This is a genomic window from Hyphomicrobium sp. (assembly GCF_003987855.1).
GTDB lineage: Bacteria > Pseudomonadota > Alphaproteobacteria > Rhizobiales > Hyphomicrobiaceae > Hyphomicrobium_B.
Map to the genome: position 1 here is coordinate 131,158 of NZ_RXIZ01000001.1, position 16,029 is coordinate 147,186.

General features: G+C 59.4%; 19 protein-coding genes and 1 tRNA gene. 14 read left to right on the top strand and 6 right to left on the bottom strand.

Annotation, left to right across the window (positions count from 1 at the left end; genetic code table 11):
* Positions 1 to 122 precede the first annotated feature (122 nt).
* From EKK30_RS00570 to EKK30_RS00580, 3 genes are all read left to right on the top strand, one after another.
* Positions 123 to 284, top strand: coding sequence for a hypothetical protein (locus tag EKK30_RS00570; RefSeq protein ID WP_290978648.1), 162 nt, complete (start codon positions 123 to 125; stop codon positions 282 to 284).
* Positions 285 to 354: 70 nt separating this feature from the next.
* Positions 355 to 900, top strand: coding sequence for a hypothetical protein (locus tag EKK30_RS00575; protein WP_290978651.1), 546 nt, complete (start codon positions 355 to 357; stop codon positions 898 to 900).
* A gap of 152 nt (positions 901 to 1,052) precedes the next feature.
* Positions 1,053 to 1,487 carry a CBS domain-containing protein gene (locus EKK30_RS00580; RefSeq protein WP_290978654.1) on the top strand — a complete coding sequence of 145 codons (435 nt, stop codon included), beginning with the start codon at positions 1,053 to 1,055 and terminating at the stop codon, positions 1,485 to 1,487.
* A gap of 3 nt (positions 1,488 to 1,490) precedes the next feature.
* Here the strand turns inward: EKK30_RS00580 and EKK30_RS00585 are convergent, their stop codons facing one another.
* Entirely contained in the window at positions 1,491 to 2,165 is a 675-nt protein-coding gene (locus tag EKK30_RS00585; RefSeq protein WP_290978657.1) for a hypothetical protein, read from the bottom strand.
* A gap of 266 nt (positions 2,166 to 2,431) precedes the next feature.
* On the opposite strand from EKK30_RS00585, the gene EKK30_RS00590 reads away from it, so the two are divergent.
* The 7 genes from EKK30_RS00590 to EKK30_RS00620 all read left to right on the top strand — a co-directional run bounded on the left by EKK30_RS00590 (position 2,432) and on the right by EKK30_RS00620 (position 9,089).
* Positions 2,432 to 2,998, top strand: a complete 567-nt coding sequence (locus EKK30_RS00590; protein ID WP_290978660.1) for a glutathione peroxidase — start codon at positions 2,432 to 2,434, stop codon at positions 2,996 to 2,998.
* Positions 2,995 to 3,507 (top strand): hypothetical protein, encoded by a 513-nt coding sequence (locus tag EKK30_RS00595; protein WP_290978663.1) that lies wholly within the window; start codon positions 2,995 to 2,997, stop codon positions 3,505 to 3,507. Before EKK30_RS00590 ends, EKK30_RS00595 begins: the two co-directional genes overlap by 4 nt.
* A 43-nt stretch (positions 3,508 to 3,550) precedes the next feature.
* On the top strand, positions 3,551 to 5,116 hold the full coding sequence (locus tag EKK30_RS00600) for a cryptochrome/photolyase family protein (RefSeq protein ID WP_290978666.1): 1,566 nt from the start codon (positions 3,551 to 3,553) through the stop codon (positions 5,114 to 5,116).
* Positions 5,117 to 5,165: 49 nt separating this feature from the next.
* Entirely contained in the window at positions 5,166 to 5,609 is a 444-nt protein-coding gene (locus tag EKK30_RS00605) for a DUF2177 family protein (protein ID WP_290978669.1), read from the top strand.
* 169 nt (positions 5,610 to 5,778) lie between these two features.
* A complete protein-coding gene (locus tag EKK30_RS00610; protein ID WP_290978672.1) occupies positions 5,779 to 7,119 on the top strand; it encodes an FAD-dependent oxidoreductase in 1,341 nt (446 codons plus the stop codon).
* On the top strand, positions 7,116 to 7,859 hold the full coding sequence (locus tag EKK30_RS00615; RefSeq protein ID WP_290978675.1) for a DUF1365 domain-containing protein: 744 nt from the start codon (positions 7,116 to 7,118) through the stop codon (positions 7,857 to 7,859). Before EKK30_RS00610 ends, EKK30_RS00615 begins: the two co-directional genes overlap by 4 nt.
* A 24-nt stretch (positions 7,860 to 7,883) precedes the next feature.
* The gene (locus EKK30_RS00620; protein ID WP_290978677.1) at positions 7,884 to 9,089 is read left to right on the top strand and encodes a cyclopropane-fatty-acyl-phospholipid synthase family protein; all 1,206 of its coding nucleotides are present in this window, start codon (positions 7,884 to 7,886) and stop codon (positions 9,087 to 9,089) included.
* A gap of 7 nt (positions 9,090 to 9,096) precedes the next feature.
* Here EKK30_RS00620 and EKK30_RS00625 read toward each other — a convergent pair whose 3' ends face one another.
* Genes EKK30_RS00625 through EKK30_RS00635 form a run of 3 tightly spaced genes read right to left on the bottom strand, consistent with a single transcriptional unit; the run spans position 9,097 to position 10,938 of the window.
* Positions 9,097 to 9,885 (bottom strand): DUF1295 domain-containing protein, encoded by a 789-nt coding sequence (locus EKK30_RS00625; RefSeq protein ID WP_290978680.1) that lies wholly within the window; start codon positions 9,883 to 9,885, stop codon positions 9,097 to 9,099.
* A gap of 28 nt (positions 9,886 to 9,913) precedes the next feature.
* Positions 9,914 to 10,309, bottom strand: a complete 396-nt coding sequence (locus tag EKK30_RS00630) for an MAPEG family protein (protein ID WP_290978683.1) — start codon at positions 10,307 to 10,309, stop codon at positions 9,914 to 9,916.
* Between the two features lie 56 nt (positions 10,310 to 10,365).
* On the bottom strand, positions 10,366 to 10,938 hold the full coding sequence (locus EKK30_RS00635) for a biliverdin-producing heme oxygenase (protein WP_290978686.1): 573 nt from the start codon (positions 10,936 to 10,938) through the stop codon (positions 10,366 to 10,368).
* Positions 10,939 to 11,155: 217 nt separating this feature from the next.
* Here EKK30_RS00635 and EKK30_RS00640 point away from each other — a divergent pair, with 217 nt between their 5' ends.
* Positions 11,156 to 12,985 (top strand): metallophosphoesterase, encoded by a 1,830-nt coding sequence (locus tag EKK30_RS00640; protein ID WP_290978689.1) that lies wholly within the window; start codon positions 11,156 to 11,158, stop codon positions 12,983 to 12,985.
* Here EKK30_RS00640 and EKK30_RS00645 read toward each other — a convergent pair.
* Positions 12,885 to 13,946: an AI-2E family transporter gene (locus tag EKK30_RS00645; protein ID WP_290978692.1), complete on the bottom strand. Its 1,062-nt coding sequence runs from the start codon at positions 13,944 to 13,946 to the stop codon at positions 12,885 to 12,887. The genes EKK30_RS00640 and EKK30_RS00645 overlap by 101 nt on opposite strands.
* Positions 13,947 to 14,261: 315 nt before the next feature.
* Between EKK30_RS00645 and EKK30_RS00650 the strand changes: the two genes are divergently transcribed.
* Positions 14,262 to 14,555 carry a hypothetical protein gene (locus tag EKK30_RS00650; protein ID WP_290978695.1) on the top strand — a complete coding sequence of 98 codons (294 nt, stop codon included), beginning with the start codon at positions 14,262 to 14,264 and terminating at the stop codon, positions 14,553 to 14,555.
* Between the two features lie 99 nt (positions 14,556 to 14,654).
* A complete protein-coding gene (locus EKK30_RS00655; protein ID WP_290978698.1) occupies positions 14,655 to 15,224 on the top strand; it encodes an HdeD family acid-resistance protein in 570 nt (189 codons plus the stop codon).
* A gap of 213 nt (positions 15,225 to 15,437) precedes the next feature.
* On the opposite strand, the gene EKK30_RS00660 is transcribed toward EKK30_RS00655, so the two are convergent.
* Positions 15,438 to 15,512, bottom strand: a tRNA-Lys gene (locus tag EKK30_RS00660).
* Positions 15,513 to 15,795: 283 nt separating this feature from the next.
* Here EKK30_RS00660 and EKK30_RS00665 point away from each other — a divergent pair.
* A complete protein-coding gene (locus EKK30_RS00665; RefSeq protein ID WP_290978701.1) occupies positions 15,796 to 15,993 on the top strand; it encodes a hypothetical protein in 198 nt (65 codons plus the stop codon).
* Positions 15,994 to 16,029: the final 36 nt, after the last annotated feature.

Sequence of the window (16,029 nt, forward strand, 5' to 3'; positions counted from 1 at the left end):
TTGGCGTTCGGCATTTGGGATATCTATAGGACACGCAAATCTATGGCTCGAGACTCTGATGCGGCGCACACAACCCCGCCACCTGAGGTTTCGGATACGTCCCCCAAAAAAGAGGAAGCAGATTGAGATTCTTCGAGCTTTACGTGGTGCTTACGTTCGCGGCCGCTTGGGGCGTGCTGGAACTCGTCGCCCGGCGGCTCGATAAATCAAAAGCCGAAACGGGAGAGCCGCCATCAAAGCAGCCATCTTGTGCCGGAGACAACCGCCCGGAAATTGATCAATGAGGTATTGACTGACGCGACGTATTCGGACGAGCCTAAGCCAATGCCATTGTCCGTCGCAGGAGTACGCAACATGACATTTGCTACGACTTACAATCTCTGGAGCATCGCGGGCATGGTTTACGCGCTGGCCGGAGCTGCTCTGCTCTGCAATGCGGCCTTTTCTATTCCCTCGGGATTTTCGTTCGCGACGGCTTCTGCGGATAAGCCGCTCCCCAGGCACGACGCGAGGCGATTGAACGGACGATGGCTCGATTTGCGGACCGGCAGCAGCCTTTTGGTCATCGGCTTTTTTCTGCAAATGACCGGAGCCGTCGGCACCGCGAGCTTGAATGTGCCCGCCGTATTCGTGCTGCTCGCGCTTGCGCTTTTCGCTGGTTATTACGCATTAACGAAAGATCTAATTGCGGATCGTCTGGTGGCGGAGTCTGAACCGCAGGTCGACACTCCGCTCTTGGCGCCCCCTGCCCGCACCGCAGCGCCAGAAGCGCAGGCTGCACCTGCTGAGACACATCCCGCTCCAGCGGCCCCCGAAACTGCGCCGGCAGAGTCCCCTGCAGTAGCGGTCATCGCCCACGTCGTCGAAATTGTCGAAGCCAAACACGACAGCGCCGCATAACCAAACTGAGCGGCTGCCTGCGATGCGTCTTCGATCGAGGCCGTAACAAACATTTGACAGCCCGAGCGTTGCAGGAGCTTGACGACAGACCTCATTCGTCTCTGACTGTAGGGACCAGAGTGCCCATACGGGTTGCCAATTAGAGAAAGCCGATGAAGGTCGCAGACATTCTGAAAGTCAAAGGCTCCGACGTCATCTCCGTGAAGCCGAGCGACACTGTTCGGGACGTCGCCCATAAGCTGATGCAGTCAAAGGTCGGCGCTCTGGTCGTGAGCGCGGACGGATCTTCTCTCGACGGCATTATCTCAGAGCGCGACATCGCAAGGGCCGTTGGCTCGCACCACCGCGATATTGGAATTTTGCATGCCTCCGATCTGATGACTCGTTCGGTTATCACCTGCGGGCCGGGAGACACGATTAGAGACGTCGCGAAGCTGATGACCGAAAATCGAATTCGTCACGTGCCTGTAAGTGACGGAACCAGATTGATCGGCCTCGTAAGCATCGGCGATATCCTGAAGCACCGGCTCGATGAGGTCATGCTCGAGACGCGCGTGCTTCGAGATATCGCCATTTCAAATCGCTAATAGCTAGTGGCGATCCGCGTAGGTCATCCCGCTGTTGCTCATGGCGCTGGTATCGCCGCCGACGCGGTTGAGGAACAATAGTCCAATCGCGTTGCCGATCAGGATGAATACCCAGACGTAGAGCCCCAGAGAACTATCGCCGCTGTCGCTCATGCGAGCGTTGGGGGTAGCGCCGTCCGATGACCCCAATGGCTCGACGGTTTTGGCGCCCACGATATCACCCTGCGCATCGATAGCGACCGGCTTCTCCTTGCCGTCCGCAAACGCGGTAGCGTGCCAGATGCCCTGCGCGTCGAGTTGCAAGTTTTGGGGATTCTTGAAGCCGCTCGCCTCGAACTTCTTGCGAGCATCTTCCTCCGTCAACGCGCTCTTGCTCGGCGTCAGATCGCCTTTGCCGAAATCCTTGGTGTTGGCCGGACTTTCCGTATTCACGTTGGTGATCGAGGCCTTGCAGTACGACAAGAACTCATCGCGCGATGCCTGATCGGGCTTGACGAGCTGAACGCCACTTTTCTGGATGGCCGAGACATAGCCTTTAGAGTCCTCACTCTTCTCCAGCGCGCCGTTGGCGTTGACGTCGAGGGTCTTCCAAAGGCTTGCGCATTCCTGATCGGTTGCAGCGAAGCTGGCGGTCGCCGGCAGGAAAGAGATGAGAAACAGTCCCACAGAGAGACGCATGCGAAAACTCCTAAATGAAAATGGAATGGATGCACGCCACGCGAGGGACTAAAGCTCCTCGGGTTCCTCATCATTACGCGTTGGCCATTCTTCAGTTCCAAGATCGTTGGCCCGAAGTCATCAGCAGGCGCCGCGTATTCACCGTGCTGCGGGCGCGAACAAACGCGTCGCGATGCGCGAGCTAGTCACCCATCAAGCCGGTAGCCCCCAGTGATCCAAACGACGGTTCGCCACGTTCAATGCTGGAGAATTTCGGGAGAGCGCGCATGTTCAAACAGCTGTTCGGTTTGGCTGCCATCTTGGTCTCGTTCTGCGCATCGGCTGGGGCAGAGGAACGATCCGCGTTTGGATTCGAATTCACCTCGATCGATGGCAAGCCGCTCCCGCTCAAGCAGTTTGAAGGGCGCGTGCTGCTCGTGGTGAACACCGCATCATTTTGTGGTTACACCCCCCAATATCAGGGCCTAGAGGAACTTTACAGCCGCTACCAGACACAGGGACTGACTGTCATCGGCGTGCCGGCAAACGACTTCGGTCAGCAGGAACCGAAAAAGGAAGCCGAGATTAAGAAATTCTGTCAGGGCGCGTTCGGCGTGACGTTTCCCCTGACGAGCAAGCAAGTGGTTGTCGGCGACGGCGCGCACCCGTTTTACCGATGGGCCGCCACGACGCTGGGCAAGGAGAACGTGCCTGCCTGGAATTTTCATAAGTATCTCGTTGCTCGCGGTGGGCATCTGATTGGTAGCTTCCGGTCGGAAGTTACCCCCGACAGCACCGAATTGCGGGGCGCTATCGAACGCGCGCTGTCCGATAAAATGACCGCCGCTAAGTGAAATATCTTGCGCGCACGTGCGCCTTTTTGGCAGCTGCGGTCTTCGCCGGATCGGATGCCGCGGCCACCGGCCCGGCCCAGCAGATAGCGATCTCACCCATTATCGAAATGCAGGGCGACAACATCATCGCCTGCGGTCAACGCGTGCGTTTCGAACCATCCCATGTGCAAATCGATCTCGCGCTGAGGAAGGAGGACGCCCGGCCCCTGCTCGCGGTCATCGCGCATCAGGACGGCGAGAGGCTGGAGGGGCTCGCCCTTAAAACCGCGACGATCTCCGCTTCCGATATTTTTGGCCACGAAATCATCTTGCCCGATGGGGGAGTTAAGCGCGTTGCCGCGCCGACGAGCGATAAGGCCACGGTGTTTCTGCGGGAATATTTCGTGTCGGGCTTCGAGCTTGGGCTCCGCGCCAGCGATGGCAAAACCATCGAACTCCAGCTGGATGGTCCGAGCCCGAATTCGGTGCGTGCCGCGTACCTCAACTGCGCGGGAGACTTCTTCCGATGATTTTCAGGCTGCTTCGCCTTCGATTTCGTACGCGCGGAGAAGCATGACGGTAACCCTGCGCCTCGTATTGGGCGATCAGCTGAGCGAGACGATCGCATCGCTCCGCGGTATCGATGCCGCAAACGACGTCGTCTTGATGGCCGAAGTCAAGGCAGAGGGCACGTACGTTCCGCATCATCCGCAGAAGCTCGTGTTCTTCCTCGCGGCAATGCGATGCTTCGCCCAGTCGCTGCGATCGCGCGGCATCCGCGTCCGCTACGTGACGCTCGATGACGCGCAGAATACGCATACTCTCATTGGCGAAGTGCGCCGCGCTGTCCACGAGGAAAAGCCGCGCCGTGTGCTAGCGACATGGCCCGGCGAATGGCGGGTCTTGGACATGCTCACCAAGCTCAAGGCCAGCTTGCATATCCCGTTCGACCTTTTGGAGGACGACCGGTACTTCTGCAGCTTGCCCCAATTTCGCGAGTGGGCGGGAAACCGCAAGCAATTGCGGATGGAATACTTCTACCGTGAAATGCGCCAGAAGACCGGCCTCCTGATGCGCGGGGTCAAAACACCCGATGGCGGCCGATGGAATTTCGACGCCTCCAATCGGGAGCCGTTCGCCGGTGGACCGCTTGCCTTGCCCGAAGCACCCCGTGCGCACCACAAGGCGAACACAGCAGAAGCCGTCGAAACCGTGAAAGAAGCGGTTGCCCGTCACTTCCCCAACCACTTCGGATCGATCGAAGATTTCCGCTGGGCCGTCGACCGCGAGGGAGCGCTGCGCGCTCTCGACCATTTCATATCCGATCGCCTGCCCGAATTCGGGCGCTATCAGGACGCGATGGTCACCGGATCCGACACGATGTTCCACTCCCTGCTCTCGCCCTATCTCAATGTCGGCCTGCTTGGCCCCGAGGAAGTCTGCCGCGCCGCCGAGTCCGCCTATCGCGACGGCCGCGCGCCGATCGAATCCGTCGAAGGCTTCATTCGTCAGATCCTGGGCTGGCGCGAATATGTTCGCGGCATCTACTGGTTGTTTATGCCCGACTACGCCAAGCACAACTTCTTTCACGCCCGGCGCCGGCTTCCCGACTTCTATTGGGACGAGACGAAGACTGAGATGGCCTGCCTTCGCGAATGTATCGGCGCGACGCGGCGCAATGCCTACGCACACCACATTCAGCGTCTCATGGTGACGGGAAACTTCGCGCTGCTCTCCGGCGTGCACGTCAAGGAAGTGACCGATTGGTACCTGTCGGTATATGCCGACGCCGTTGAATGGGTCGAATTGCCCAATACGCTCGGCATGTCCCTGTTTGCCGACGGCGGGCTGATGGCGAGCAAACCGTACGCCGCTGGCGGGCGTTACATCGACAAGATGAGCGATTACTGCACGAATTGCCGTTACCGGCCGGACCGTAGAACAGGAGAAAACGCCTGTCCCTTCACGATGCTGTATTGGGATTTCATGATCCGAAATTCCGGTCAGCTCGCCATGATCGCCCGCTTGAAACCCATCCTCGCTCAGATCAAAACGATGTCTCTCGCGACGCGTGCTGAAATCCAATCACAAGCTCAGGAGTTTCTCGACCGCGTCGCGCCGGTTATGAAGAGCGGATAGAAAGGCTCCACTGAACTTGGCTTCGTCCGGCCTTCAGCCCGATCGACCCATGATCCAATCCGCCTTATCCCTCGTATTTCATGTTTGGAGGCCAGCGCATGTCCGTTATCGCCGGGTAATTACCTTCCTCGTGGTCTTTGGTGCGATGGACGCCGTTTGGCTCAGCATCATGGTGCCGCGCATATACCTTCCGACCATCGGCGACATGGCAGCGAGCCCGATGCGGATTCTTCCCGCGATAATCTTTTATCTGCTTTACGCGGCAGGGGCGCTTTTCTTCACGTCGGCGCGCGCCGAACAGACCGGGGCCGCGTTCGTCTACGGTGTACTCTTCGGAGCCGTTGCTTACGCGACCTACGACCTCACGAACTACGCCACGCTGCGCAACTGGAATTTGTCCCTCACGCTCATCGATATGTTTTGGGGCGCCACTGCGACCGGCGTCGCCGCAACGGCCGCCTACATGGTCATGCGCTATGTTGCAGAGCGGTAGGTGATCGCGAAAGCGACCATTGAACGCGATTAAATAGCCTCGGGCGCGCTTCTAGCGCGTGCCTTGGGGAAAAAGTCCATTCGGAACCGATCTTTAGATAGATTTCGGTGATCCGATGCCCTTTGCGCGTCGTAGAACATCATCAGGGCGTAAAGGGGGGCGCGTATCGATGTCACGAGCAGCGGCACCGCTCAAAATAGCAATCATCGGCAGTGGCATAGCCGGCATCTCTGCGGCCTGGCTTTTGAGCCGCCGCCACGACGTTACAGTGTTCGAGAAGGACGCCCGGCTCGGCGGGCACGTGAATACCGTTCCCGTCCCTGACCTGCCTCAGACCTGTTTTGTCGACACCGGGTTCATCGTTTACAACGAGCCAGCGTATCCGAACCTCACGGCACTGTTCAAGCACCTCTCGGTTCCAACGCAGCCGGCCGACATGTCTCTGGCTGTTTCCCTTCCCCGCAGCGATCTCGAATATTCCGGCACCAGTTTGCTTGGCCTCTTCGCGCGAGGCAGGAATGTGGTGAGCCCGCGATTTTGGTCGATGCTGCGGGACCTCGTCCGATTTTACCGCGAGGCCTCGCGTGATGCCGGTTCGCTCGATGCATCGATAACGCTTGGCGACTACCTCCGCCGGAACCACTATGGCCCGGCATTCATCGACGACCACCTCTTGCCGATGGCGAGCGCGATCTGGTCGGCGCCCGTTTCGTCGATCCTCGACTACCCGGCGCGGAGCTTCATCAACTTCAACGTCAACCATGGTCTGCTGAAGCTTACAGGCCGCCCTATTTGGCGGACGGTGACGGGCGGGTCGCGAAACTACCTCGACGCCATCACCGCCTCGTTCCGCAGCAGCCTCTATCCTGGCAGGGCAGCTGTAGCGGTCATCGGCTCGGACGACGGCGCTCGCGTTGTCGATGCCGGTGGCGAGACAAGTTCCTTCGACCACGTCGTCCTTGCCACGCACGCAGATCAGGCCCTGGCTTTGCTGCGCAATCCCGACGCATCGGCAAGGAAATTGCTCGGCGCCTTCCGCTACAGCGACAATCGCGCGGTCCTGCATTCAGACCCCACATTGATGCCGAGACGGCGCCGGGTGTGGGCAAGCTGGAATTTCATCGGCTCAGCCGACGTGCAAAGCCCCCCCACCGTGACATACTGGATGAACCGCTTGCAAAGTCTTCCCCAAAGAAGACAATTCTTTCTGACACTGAACCCCTCTACGGCGCCGCGGGCAACCGTATATGAAACAGAATATTCGCATCCATTGTTCGATAGCGCCGCTCTGGCCGCTCAGCAGTCGTTATGGGGAATACAAGGCCAGAACGGCCTGTGGTACTGCGGGTCCTACTTCGGATCGGGCTTTCATGAGGACGCCTTGCAGTCCGGGCTCGCCGTCGCCGAGGCGATCGATCCGCTCTGCCGTAGGCCTTGGAGCGTACCCGATGAATCCGGACGCATCGTCATGCGCTCTCCGAACGCCGCCGATAACAGGATAGCTGCATGAGTCTCCACTCCTGCCTATATCTTGGAAACGTCGTGCACCGCCGCCTCCGGCCGAAGACGCATGTGCTGCGCTACCGCGTTTTTTGGCTGCTCGTCGATTTGGACGAGATCGAGAAGCTCGCCGGTCGATTTTGGCTGTTCTCGCACAACCGCTTCAACGCCATCAGCTTCTACGATGACGATCACGGCTCCGCTGGCGGTCAACTCCGCGCCCAAGTCGAAGGATTGGTCCGTGCCGCGCAGTTGCCCGGCGGCGGCCCGATCATGCTTCTGACGATGCCGCGCATCTTCAACTACGTGTTCAATCCGCTCAGCGTCTATTTCTGCCACGATCCAAACGGGACGCTCTCGGCAATCGTCTATGAGGTCCACAACACCTTCGGCGAGCGTCATTGGTATGTGCTTCCCGCGACGTCGGAAAACGGCCATATAGATCACGAGACGGATAAGGCCTTCTACGTTTCGCCGTTCCTGGACATGAAAATGCGCTATGCGTTTCGCGTCTTTCCACCGGCACACAATGTGCGTGTCGCCATTCGCGGCTTCGATTCTCTCGGAGGTATCATCTCGACCGCGCTGAACGGTCAGCGCCAGGAATTGACCGATTTCGCGCTGCTCATGGCGCTTCTGAAATTCCCGTTTCTAACTCTCAAAGTGACGGCAGCCATTCACTGGCACGCGCTTCTCCTTTGGCTAAAGGGAATAAGGGTTCGCGCCCATCAACCGCGTCCCGCCCAATAGCAGCATCGATGCGGATAGAAGTTGATGAATGTCCTGACAACGCCTCTTTCGATCACCGACAACCTCCGGCGACGCTTCTTCGCGACTGTCGCAAGGGGAATTCCCTTGCTCGTCGCCGGAGAACTGATCGTTCGTCTTCCGGACGGCACAGAGATCCGCCGCGGCGGCAGAGCGCCGGGGCCGCATGCTGAGATCGAGTTTCATTCCTGGCGCGCGATCCGCCGCATCGTCGTCGACGGCGAAGATGGCTTCGCCGACAGCTACCTCGCTGGAGAATGGTCGTCACCCGATTTGCTCCAGGTATTGGAACTCGCCATGTGCCACGAGAGCGCCGTCGCGCGCCGCGGCGAGAGTTCGTGGCTAACGCTCGCTGTCAACAGGCTCCGGCATCGCGCCAGAAGCAACACGCCTCGCGGAAGCCGCAGAAACATCGCCGCGCACTACGACCTGGGTAATGCGTTCTACGGCGCATGGCTGGATGCCAGCATGAGTTATTCGTCCGGACTATATGCGCCCGGCGATACGTTGGAGCAGGCCCAAGACCGCAAACTCGATCGGATCATGGATCTCTTGGATCTCGGTGGTGGCGCCCGCGTGCTGGAAATTGGCTGCGGCTGGGGTGCACTTGCCGAACGCCTCGCGCGTCAAGGGGCCCACGTGACGGGAATTACCCTCTCCTCGGAGCAACTCGCCTTCACGCAATCGCGACTGGCCGCTGCCCATCCTTCCGCGTCGGCCGACATCAGGCTCGAGGACTATCGCGTCGTCGACGGCAGGTACGATCGTATTGTATCGATCGAAATGCTCGAGGCCGTCGGTGAACGCTACTGGCCTACGTATTTCCGCAAACTTCGGACTTGCCTCGTGGACGGCGGCATCGCGGTTCTGCAGGCGATAACAATCGACGAAAAGCGGTTCGAGGACTACCGGAGACGTCCAGACTTCATCCAGCGATACATCTTCCCCGGTGGAATGCTCCCGACCAAAGCTAAAATCGAGGCTTACGCTGCCCAAGCCGGACTGACGCTCGTCCATCGCCAGGACTTCGGCATGAGCTACGCGCAAACCCTCGCCTCTTGGCGGCACCGGTTCCTCGCGGCATGGCCGAGCATAGAGGCCATGGGCTTCGACAAGCGCTTCAAGCGCATGTGGGAATATTACCTGGCTTACTGCGAGACAGGATTTCGCACCGGCAGCGTTGACGTGAGCCTTTTCAAGTTGTCGGGCTGACGACACCCTACTTCCTGGGCCCAGGAAAGAAAGCGTTCGTCCGGCGCTGGTAATCGCGGAAGGCATCCCCGCGCGTCCTCAGCATGTGCTCTTCGAGCGGCGGTATTCCCGATATGTGCACAAGCAGCCAGTAAATAGTTGCTGGCCCCGCCAGAGCGAGCCAGCCCCAGGGCTCGTTGAGCGAAACGGCGAGAAGCGGATACGCGCACCAGCTTAGGAATTCGAAGAAATAATTTGGATGCCGCGAATAGCGCCATAACCCGATGTCGCAAACGCCGTTGCGTTCGCCTCTGCCACGATAGCGTCGAAGCTGATCGTCCGCGACGGCCTCGCCAATCAACGCAACGGCCATCACCGCCACCGCAAGCACATCGACCCACCGCCACAACGCTTGCGGATTGAGGGCGGCAAGAACGATGGATAACACGAGGGGAAGTCCGGCCCAGGCTTGATATTGTAGAAACCAGAACATTTGCCGCGGCGCGTCCTGGCCCCAATCGGAAATGAGCGCGGCATAGCGCGGGTCGTCTGCTTTTCCCCGCGTGCGCTGCCCAAGATGCACACCGAGCCGCAACGACCAGAGCGCAGCGAAGGCCGCCACCAACACCGCCCGAGGCGACAAGTCAGCAAACCAAAGGGCGCCTGCCACGCCTGTGATGCCGCATGACAAACTCCATGCGGTATCCACCCAGCCCGAGTTACGCGTCCGAAGCCACGCGAGCCAGGCCAGCGTCATGAATAGCGTGAGCGATACGAAGATGTAGCCGACAATTAAGAGGAACGTTTGCCAAGTCATGCCGGCTCCGTTGCGCGTTCGAACGCCGCTACACAAACCTGATAGCCAGAAGGATCAAGACGAGCATCCCGAGACAGCTCAGCGTCACCCCGAGCCCGATAACGCGGGGCGTCATCCAGCGATTTCGCGTTTCGGCGACAAGCAACCCATAGGCATGGCTCAACCGCCCAACGACAAACGCCACCCCAAGGCCGTGGACGGCCCAGACGGCCAAGCCTTGCAGTTCCGCCATCAAAAGGAGGAGCAGAAAGAACGGCGCATATTCGGCAAAGTTTGCGTGCGCACGTATGCGTGCCTTCATATCGGCGACATCGCCGTCTCCGAGCGCGACGCTGTGCGTCCTGCGGCCGCGAATGACATTGATCGTGAGGAACATGTAAAGCGCGGCGAGGAGCGCTGCATAGAGAGATGTCGCAAGTGCCATCTGATCCGCCCGCAAAACATCCATGCGTCACAATACGTTGAATCGAAAGGCTTGGATCAGGGCGCGTCGTCCAGCATGAACTGCTCGAAGGCAGCAGTCGCACCCGCAATGACGATTTCGGGATTGGCCTGCGCCGGGGCCGACGCTTCAAGTCTCGCCAGGAACGTCTGCCAAAGGGGCTTACCGTGACCGTGCGACAGGTAGCTCGTCGGCCCGCTGAAGCCGGACAGTCCACGCAGGATCATCCGAGCGCCAAGCCGCGATCCTTCGAGCACATAGAGAGTGCCGAGCTGATACGCTTCATCCCGCAGCAACGCTTGATCCGCAACGGGACGCGGCTCAGGAACGGCGAGCCCCAGCGCTTCCAGGTCGGCAATCAAAGCCGACGATCGCGCACGATCGGGCCAATCAGGCATAACCTGCGCCACACCGGCCGCCTCGAGTTCTCGTTCCAGCGGCAACAACGCCGCAGCGCTCGCGAGGAGAAACTGCCCATACCCCTCGTCGCCGGATCGCAGATGCTGTTCCATCGAGCGATCGAGCCGCGCATGCAGCGCCGACGTCGACGTGCGAAGCCGATCACGAAGCGTCAGGCGCTCACCTAATCCCGGCCGGAATACTTCGCTCACCAATTCACCCCCGATCGCAATTCGAACCATTCTCTACGCTCGCTCGGCAACCGTAAAGGATCGAATTTTGGCTAAGTTGAGGGGCGCTCGAAAACCATGTTTAAGCCCAATGCACGGCCCGGCAGCCGAACTCGGTGATTACGCCGTGCCGCATTGCTGGTAAGTTCCTACGGGCAACATGCCGTGCCCAGTTCTCCTGCCTGCCAAAGGAGCCGCAATGAAATCCATCATCGACCCGCGCAACGGCGATGTCGAGGACGATGGATCGAGCACGAAGCGGCGAACGCTCTTATCGCTCGCAGGGAGCCTTCTTTCCGAAATCAGTCTGCCGAAATTGCTTGCTGCGTGGGCGGTGCTGATCGTGGTGCCGGCCATCACGCTGGGCGCCGGACCGCTACTTGTTTCGATCTGGCTCGGTACGGTCTCCGCGAAGACGGCAGCACTCTATACCGGGCTTTTTGCGCCGACGCTGCTCATTGCGCTTCTCCTCCTGGCGTGGTTCGGAGGCAAACCGTTATGGCGTCTCATCGAGACGAATTTCTGGTCGCTGAATGCGCTCGCGGTTCAGCCGGCCTATGCGCTCGCACGTGAAGCGCTCAGGCAAATAGCCGAGCTGTTTATTCCTACAGACACCGACCAAGCGAAGCGCGGACGAGTACGCGCGTTCAGCGCGGCAGCTGCCGGCCTACTGATTTGCGTCGTTTCCCTCCTGCTCTTCACGCTTGTTTGGCCCCAAACGCGGTGGACCGGGTCCGCAAGCGATCTCGCCTCTCCGATCACATTGATGAGGACTGCGCTCTTCAACAGTGTCGCCATCATCACGGCATATCTCGCCGCGGCCGGATTGATCTGGGCGCTGGCCGACAGCCTTATGGAACAACCGCGAGATGCTCCGATGGCGCCCCCCGCATCAGGCAAGCGTCAGTGGAGAGTCGTCCATCTATCAGACATTCACACCGTCGGCGAACGGTATGGGTTCCGCATCGAGGGCGGCCGCTCAGGCCCCCGCGGGAATCAGCGCTTAGCGCAATTGCTCGCCGAGCTTGACAACATCGACGCGCAACGTCCCCTCGATGCCATCATAATCACAGGAGACATCACGGATGCCGGACGCTCGGCCGAATGGGCGGAATTTCTTGACGCCTTAGCCAAATATCCGCGCTTGGCAGAGCTGATGACCCTGCTTCCGGGCAACCATGACATCAATGTTGTCGACCGGGCCAATCCCGCGCGCCTGGACCTGCCTTTAAGTCCCAAGAAGCGGCTTCGCGAAATGCGCGCCCTCTGCGCAATTGCCTCGGTTCAGGGCGGGCGCGTGCATATCGCTCAGGCCTCGGAGGAAAAGCTCGGACCCGCTCTGGAACAGGCGCTCGCGCCATGGTCGGAGAGAATTGCCGAATTCGCCGACACGGGCACTCTCTTTGAATCCTGGCATCTTGCCGATCTTTGGCCGCAGAGCTTCCCGATGGTGCTGCCGCCGTCCACGCCGGATGGACTTGGAATAATTCTGCTCGATTCAAACGCGGAAACGCATTTCTCATTCACGAACGCGCTTGGGCTGGTGACAACCGAGCAGACGCGCTCCACTGAGAAAACGATGGCGCTGTTTCCGGACGCCTACTGGATCGTTGCGCTTCACCATCACGTCGTCGAATATCCCAAAGCTTCAAAAGCTCTCTCAGAGCGCATCGGCACGGCATTGATCAACGGAAGCTGGTTCGTCCGCCGCATGCAAAGGTACAGCAGAAAAATCATCGTCATGCACGGGCACCGCCACATTGATTGGCTTGGACGCTGCGGAGACCTACAGATCGTGTCGGCCCCATCACCCGTCATGGACGTGACCGACGAGAAGGATACCTACTTCTACGTTCACAACCTCGGGCTCGACGCCCACGGAAGACTGACCCTCTACGCCCCCGAAAAAATTGTTCTGCGCGGAACTGTCAGCCCGGAACCGGATCGTCCTTCGGTCGCGACCCTCCGAGAAGATCGGCGATCCGCCGGGTCGATGGATACGCCTCGCACAACGATAGCAGAACTATGACGATGGGAACGCCGATGAAAGCGCCCGGCAATCCCCATAGGAACGTCCAGAAAAAGACCGAGAACAAAACGACGATCGGCGACATCGAAAGAGCGTTGCCGACGAACCGGGGCTCGAGATAGCTTCCGACGACAAACTGGATGATGTTGAGGCACGTAAAGATCGCGACGACTGCAGGCAACGATGCGAATTGTGCCGCGGCAAATATCGTTGGAAACAACGTCGCGATGAACGGTCCAATGAACGGGATGAAGTTTAAGCCGAAGGCCAAGACGCCCCATTGAAGCGCGAGAGGCAGCCCGGCGAGCAGCGCAAACCCATAAACCAAGAGACCCGTGATGATACTCATCTGGGTGCGAACCTGCATGTATCGCCGCAACTTGAATGCCGCGTTTGCTCCGCCCACCAGCAGCACCGTGCCGAGGCTCCCGTGCCGCCACTCGCGGAGTTTCGCAACCGTGGCATCCACCTCGAGCAAACCGAGCAGCACGTAAACAAAGACCACGATCAGAAAACTAAGCAGCGTGTTGAGACGAGACGAGAGCTCTTGTGCCAGTCGGATGAGCCGATTTGAATTGAAGTAGTCGGCCCATGTTCCCCCGATCTCGATCCCATGACCTTGCAGCCAGGAAGTCGCCGACCCATAGAGCGCCTGCAAACGTTCCGCATCGCCGACGATGAAGCGCCCGACCTGCCCCACAGCCCCTGCCAGCAAGAGCGCCAATGCGCATACCGTGACGACGATGGCTCCCGTCGTCAGCGCGAGAGCCGCAAGTTGGGGCATCCTGGTTTGCAGCGTCTTCTGCAATGGCCATGCGATGGCGATCGTAAACAGTGCGAAAGCCAAAGGGGCAAAGACCGTCTCGGCTGCGGAAAGCGCCGCGCCGACGAACACTGCGGTGCAGATTGCCAGCATTGCCGTCAGCGTGCGTGATGCGGGCGGCCGATGAGGGATGTTCATTTCGAATGTTTTCGGTTCTCAGGACGCCATGACTATCGAGCGGAAGTCTAAATTGTTCGCCCAACTCGAGAAACACGATTTCATAACCGCCAACAACAATTGCATAGTTAATAGAGACAATTGAAAGCACCGCGGCGTGGCATCGGATGAGAAGCTGCCGCCTGCTGCACACCTTTCACGTAAGCCGAAAATTTGCCGAGCCGCGAGGCGATCCGTTCGCCGTCAGACAAATTTGGCAGGCGAAAGTCCCCAATATTCTCTATACTGCGCATCAGACGGGGGACACTTGGCATCAACGACCAAGGAGTCCAAGAAATGAAATTCGTTCTCGCAATAGCCGCTACGGCAGTATCGCTCGCCATCAGCGCATCGCCGTTGTTCGCAGAAGACCAGGCAGATCCCACGCGTCACACGATGGGTGATTCAGGCAAACTCCCGGCAAGCGGCGCTGTCAGCACGCGCGTGCCCGATATGGGCGCGGGCACCGGCACAAGCACCGGCACCGATGGCACCTCCAAAAGAATGGGTGACGAGGGCAAACTCCCAGCCACCAATTCCATGAGCAACGAAGTGCCGAAAATGTCCGCCCCCAGCGGAACGGACAAATAAGCGCGCATCCATCAGCTACTCGGAGATGCGTGTTTCGCTTCCGGCGAAGCCTGCGTCTCCCACGAGACCATTCGTTCGAACAGGTTTCTGGAGTTTGCCATGACAGCCAAATCCGTACCCTTGACCCATGAAGCGGCGGCCGATCCAAGTTGGTGGGGCGCCATGCTTGTTGGTGCCGTCTTCGTTTTCGCAGGCCTCTTTGTGCTTGGCGATGTGGTTGCCGCCACGGTGATCAGCGCCTTCCTCATCGGCATTTTAATCGCAGTGGCAGGCGTCGCCGAAGTGTTTCAGGCATTTTATGCGCAGCACTGGCGCGGCTTTGCCCTGCGCATGCTGATCGGCGCGCTGTACATTATCTGCGGGCTCATGCTCATCAGTGATCCGGCACGGGCCTCCGTCGTGTTAGCCCTCGTATTCGCGCTATCTCTTGTGGCGTCCGGGATAGTCCGGATTTTTCAAGCCATCCAGTATTGGGAATGGTTCGGTCCCCTGCTGCTCGTCTCCGGCATCGTCGGTATCGCTGCCGGTCTCGTCATTCTCGCAAATTGGCCTATCAGCGGACTTTGGGTGCTGGGACTCGTGGTCGGAGTAGATCTCATCCTTCATGGATTGTGGTGGATCTCGCTCGGCGGGCGCTTGCGGCAGGAAAGACGCTCGGCTCCAAGCTGACCGCGCGAAGCCCTGTTCGACAGTCTACGGCTGACGGCCGAGCTCCTGCTTCGCCGCCAGCCCTCCTATTGCTGACTTGCCCGACGATACGCCGAGCGAACGCGGCGCGTCCGAGCGCTCGCTGCGAGAAGGAAGTTGTAATTGGCTGGCAGAATGGCTCCGCGCTCTGCGAAGCCCTGATCATGGCGTCATCTGGCGATGCCTTGATTCTGGTGGTGAGCCCGGTTGGGATCGAACCAACGACCCTCTGATTAAAAGTCAGATGCTCTACCGCTGAGCTACGGGCCCTTTTATACCACCAAATCAATGGCTTACCAGGAAACCGCCGGCAAGCATGATCTCGGCCCAAAGCCTCTGCCCGAATGCACCACGGGAGAAGGCACGTTGCGCGCCGAAGCGTGCTTATAGAAACCGTCCCCCGAACCCGCAACCCTCATTCCATGACCCTCCCTGACTGATGGTCGCAGGCCATGCAGAAACGTGGTTGGTTTGGCATCCGCCGACGCGCTATACCCAGCGCGAATCCTCGGCCCGACAACGCGGGCCAACTCAAAAGAACACAGGAATGACCATGGCTGACAAGGAACTCCTCGCCGAACTCAATCAGCGGATTGAGATCATTCGCGACAATCTCCGCCAGCTCGTCGAGCAGGCAGCTGGTTATTCGGGTGCCGAAGACGAGGAGCGCAATGCCGATCGCATCGCCGAGCAGCAGGCCGAGCTCGATGCCCTCCTCGCCAAACGCGACGCACTGACGAACCAGAAGTAGCTACCCTTCACCGTCCCGGCCGCACCGGGACTTTCC

Excerpts from the sequence above, each read along its gene's own strand:
- EKK30_RS00575 (WP_290978651.1), top strand. The coding sequence starts at position 355 with ATGACATTTGCTACGACTTACAATCTCTGGAGCATCGCGGGCATGGTT.
- EKK30_RS00580 (WP_290978654.1), top strand. The coding sequence starts at position 1,053 with ATGAAGGTCGCAGACATTCTGAAAGTCAAAGGCTCCGACGTCATCTCC.
- EKK30_RS00585 (WP_290978657.1), bottom strand. The coding sequence starts at position 2,165 with ATGCGTCTCTCTGTGGGACTGTTTCTCATCTCTTTCCTGCCGGCGACC.
- EKK30_RS00590 (WP_290978660.1), top strand. The coding sequence starts at position 2,432 with ATGTTCAAACAGCTGTTCGGTTTGGCTGCCATCTTGGTCTCGTTCTGC.
- EKK30_RS00600 (WP_290978666.1), top strand. The coding sequence starts at position 3,551 with ATGACGGTAACCCTGCGCCTCGTATTGGGCGATCAGCTGAGCGAGACG.
- EKK30_RS00605 (WP_290978669.1), top strand. The coding sequence starts at position 5,166 with ATGATCCAATCCGCCTTATCCCTCGTATTTCATGTTTGGAGGCCAGCG.
- EKK30_RS00610 (WP_290978672.1), top strand. The coding sequence starts at position 5,779 with ATGTCACGAGCAGCGGCACCGCTCAAAATAGCAATCATCGGCAGTGGC.
- EKK30_RS00615 (WP_290978675.1), top strand. The coding sequence starts at position 7,116 with ATGAGTCTCCACTCCTGCCTATATCTTGGAAACGTCGTGCACCGCCGC.
- EKK30_RS00620 (WP_290978677.1), top strand. The coding sequence starts at position 7,884 with ATGAATGTCCTGACAACGCCTCTTTCGATCACCGACAACCTCCGGCGA.
- EKK30_RS00625 (WP_290978680.1), bottom strand. The coding sequence starts at position 9,885 with ATGACTTGGCAAACGTTCCTCTTAATTGTCGGCTACATCTTCGTATCG.
- EKK30_RS00630 (WP_290978683.1), bottom strand. The coding sequence starts at position 10,309 with ATGGCACTTGCGACATCTCTCTATGCAGCGCTCCTCGCCGCGCTTTAC.
- EKK30_RS00640 (WP_290978689.1), top strand. The coding sequence starts at position 11,156 with ATGAAATCCATCATCGACCCGCGCAACGGCGATGTCGAGGACGATGGA.
- EKK30_RS00645 (WP_290978692.1), bottom strand. The coding sequence starts at position 13,946 with ATGAACATCCCTCATCGGCCGCCCGCATCACGCACGCTGACGGCAATG.
- EKK30_RS00650 (WP_290978695.1), top strand. The coding sequence starts at position 14,262 with ATGAAATTCGTTCTCGCAATAGCCGCTACGGCAGTATCGCTCGCCATC.
- EKK30_RS00655 (WP_290978698.1), top strand. The coding sequence starts at position 14,655 with ATGACAGCCAAATCCGTACCCTTGACCCATGAAGCGGCGGCCGATCCA.
- EKK30_RS00665 (WP_290978701.1), top strand. The coding sequence starts at position 15,796 with ATGGCTGACAAGGAACTCCTCGCCGAACTCAATCAGCGGATTGAGATC.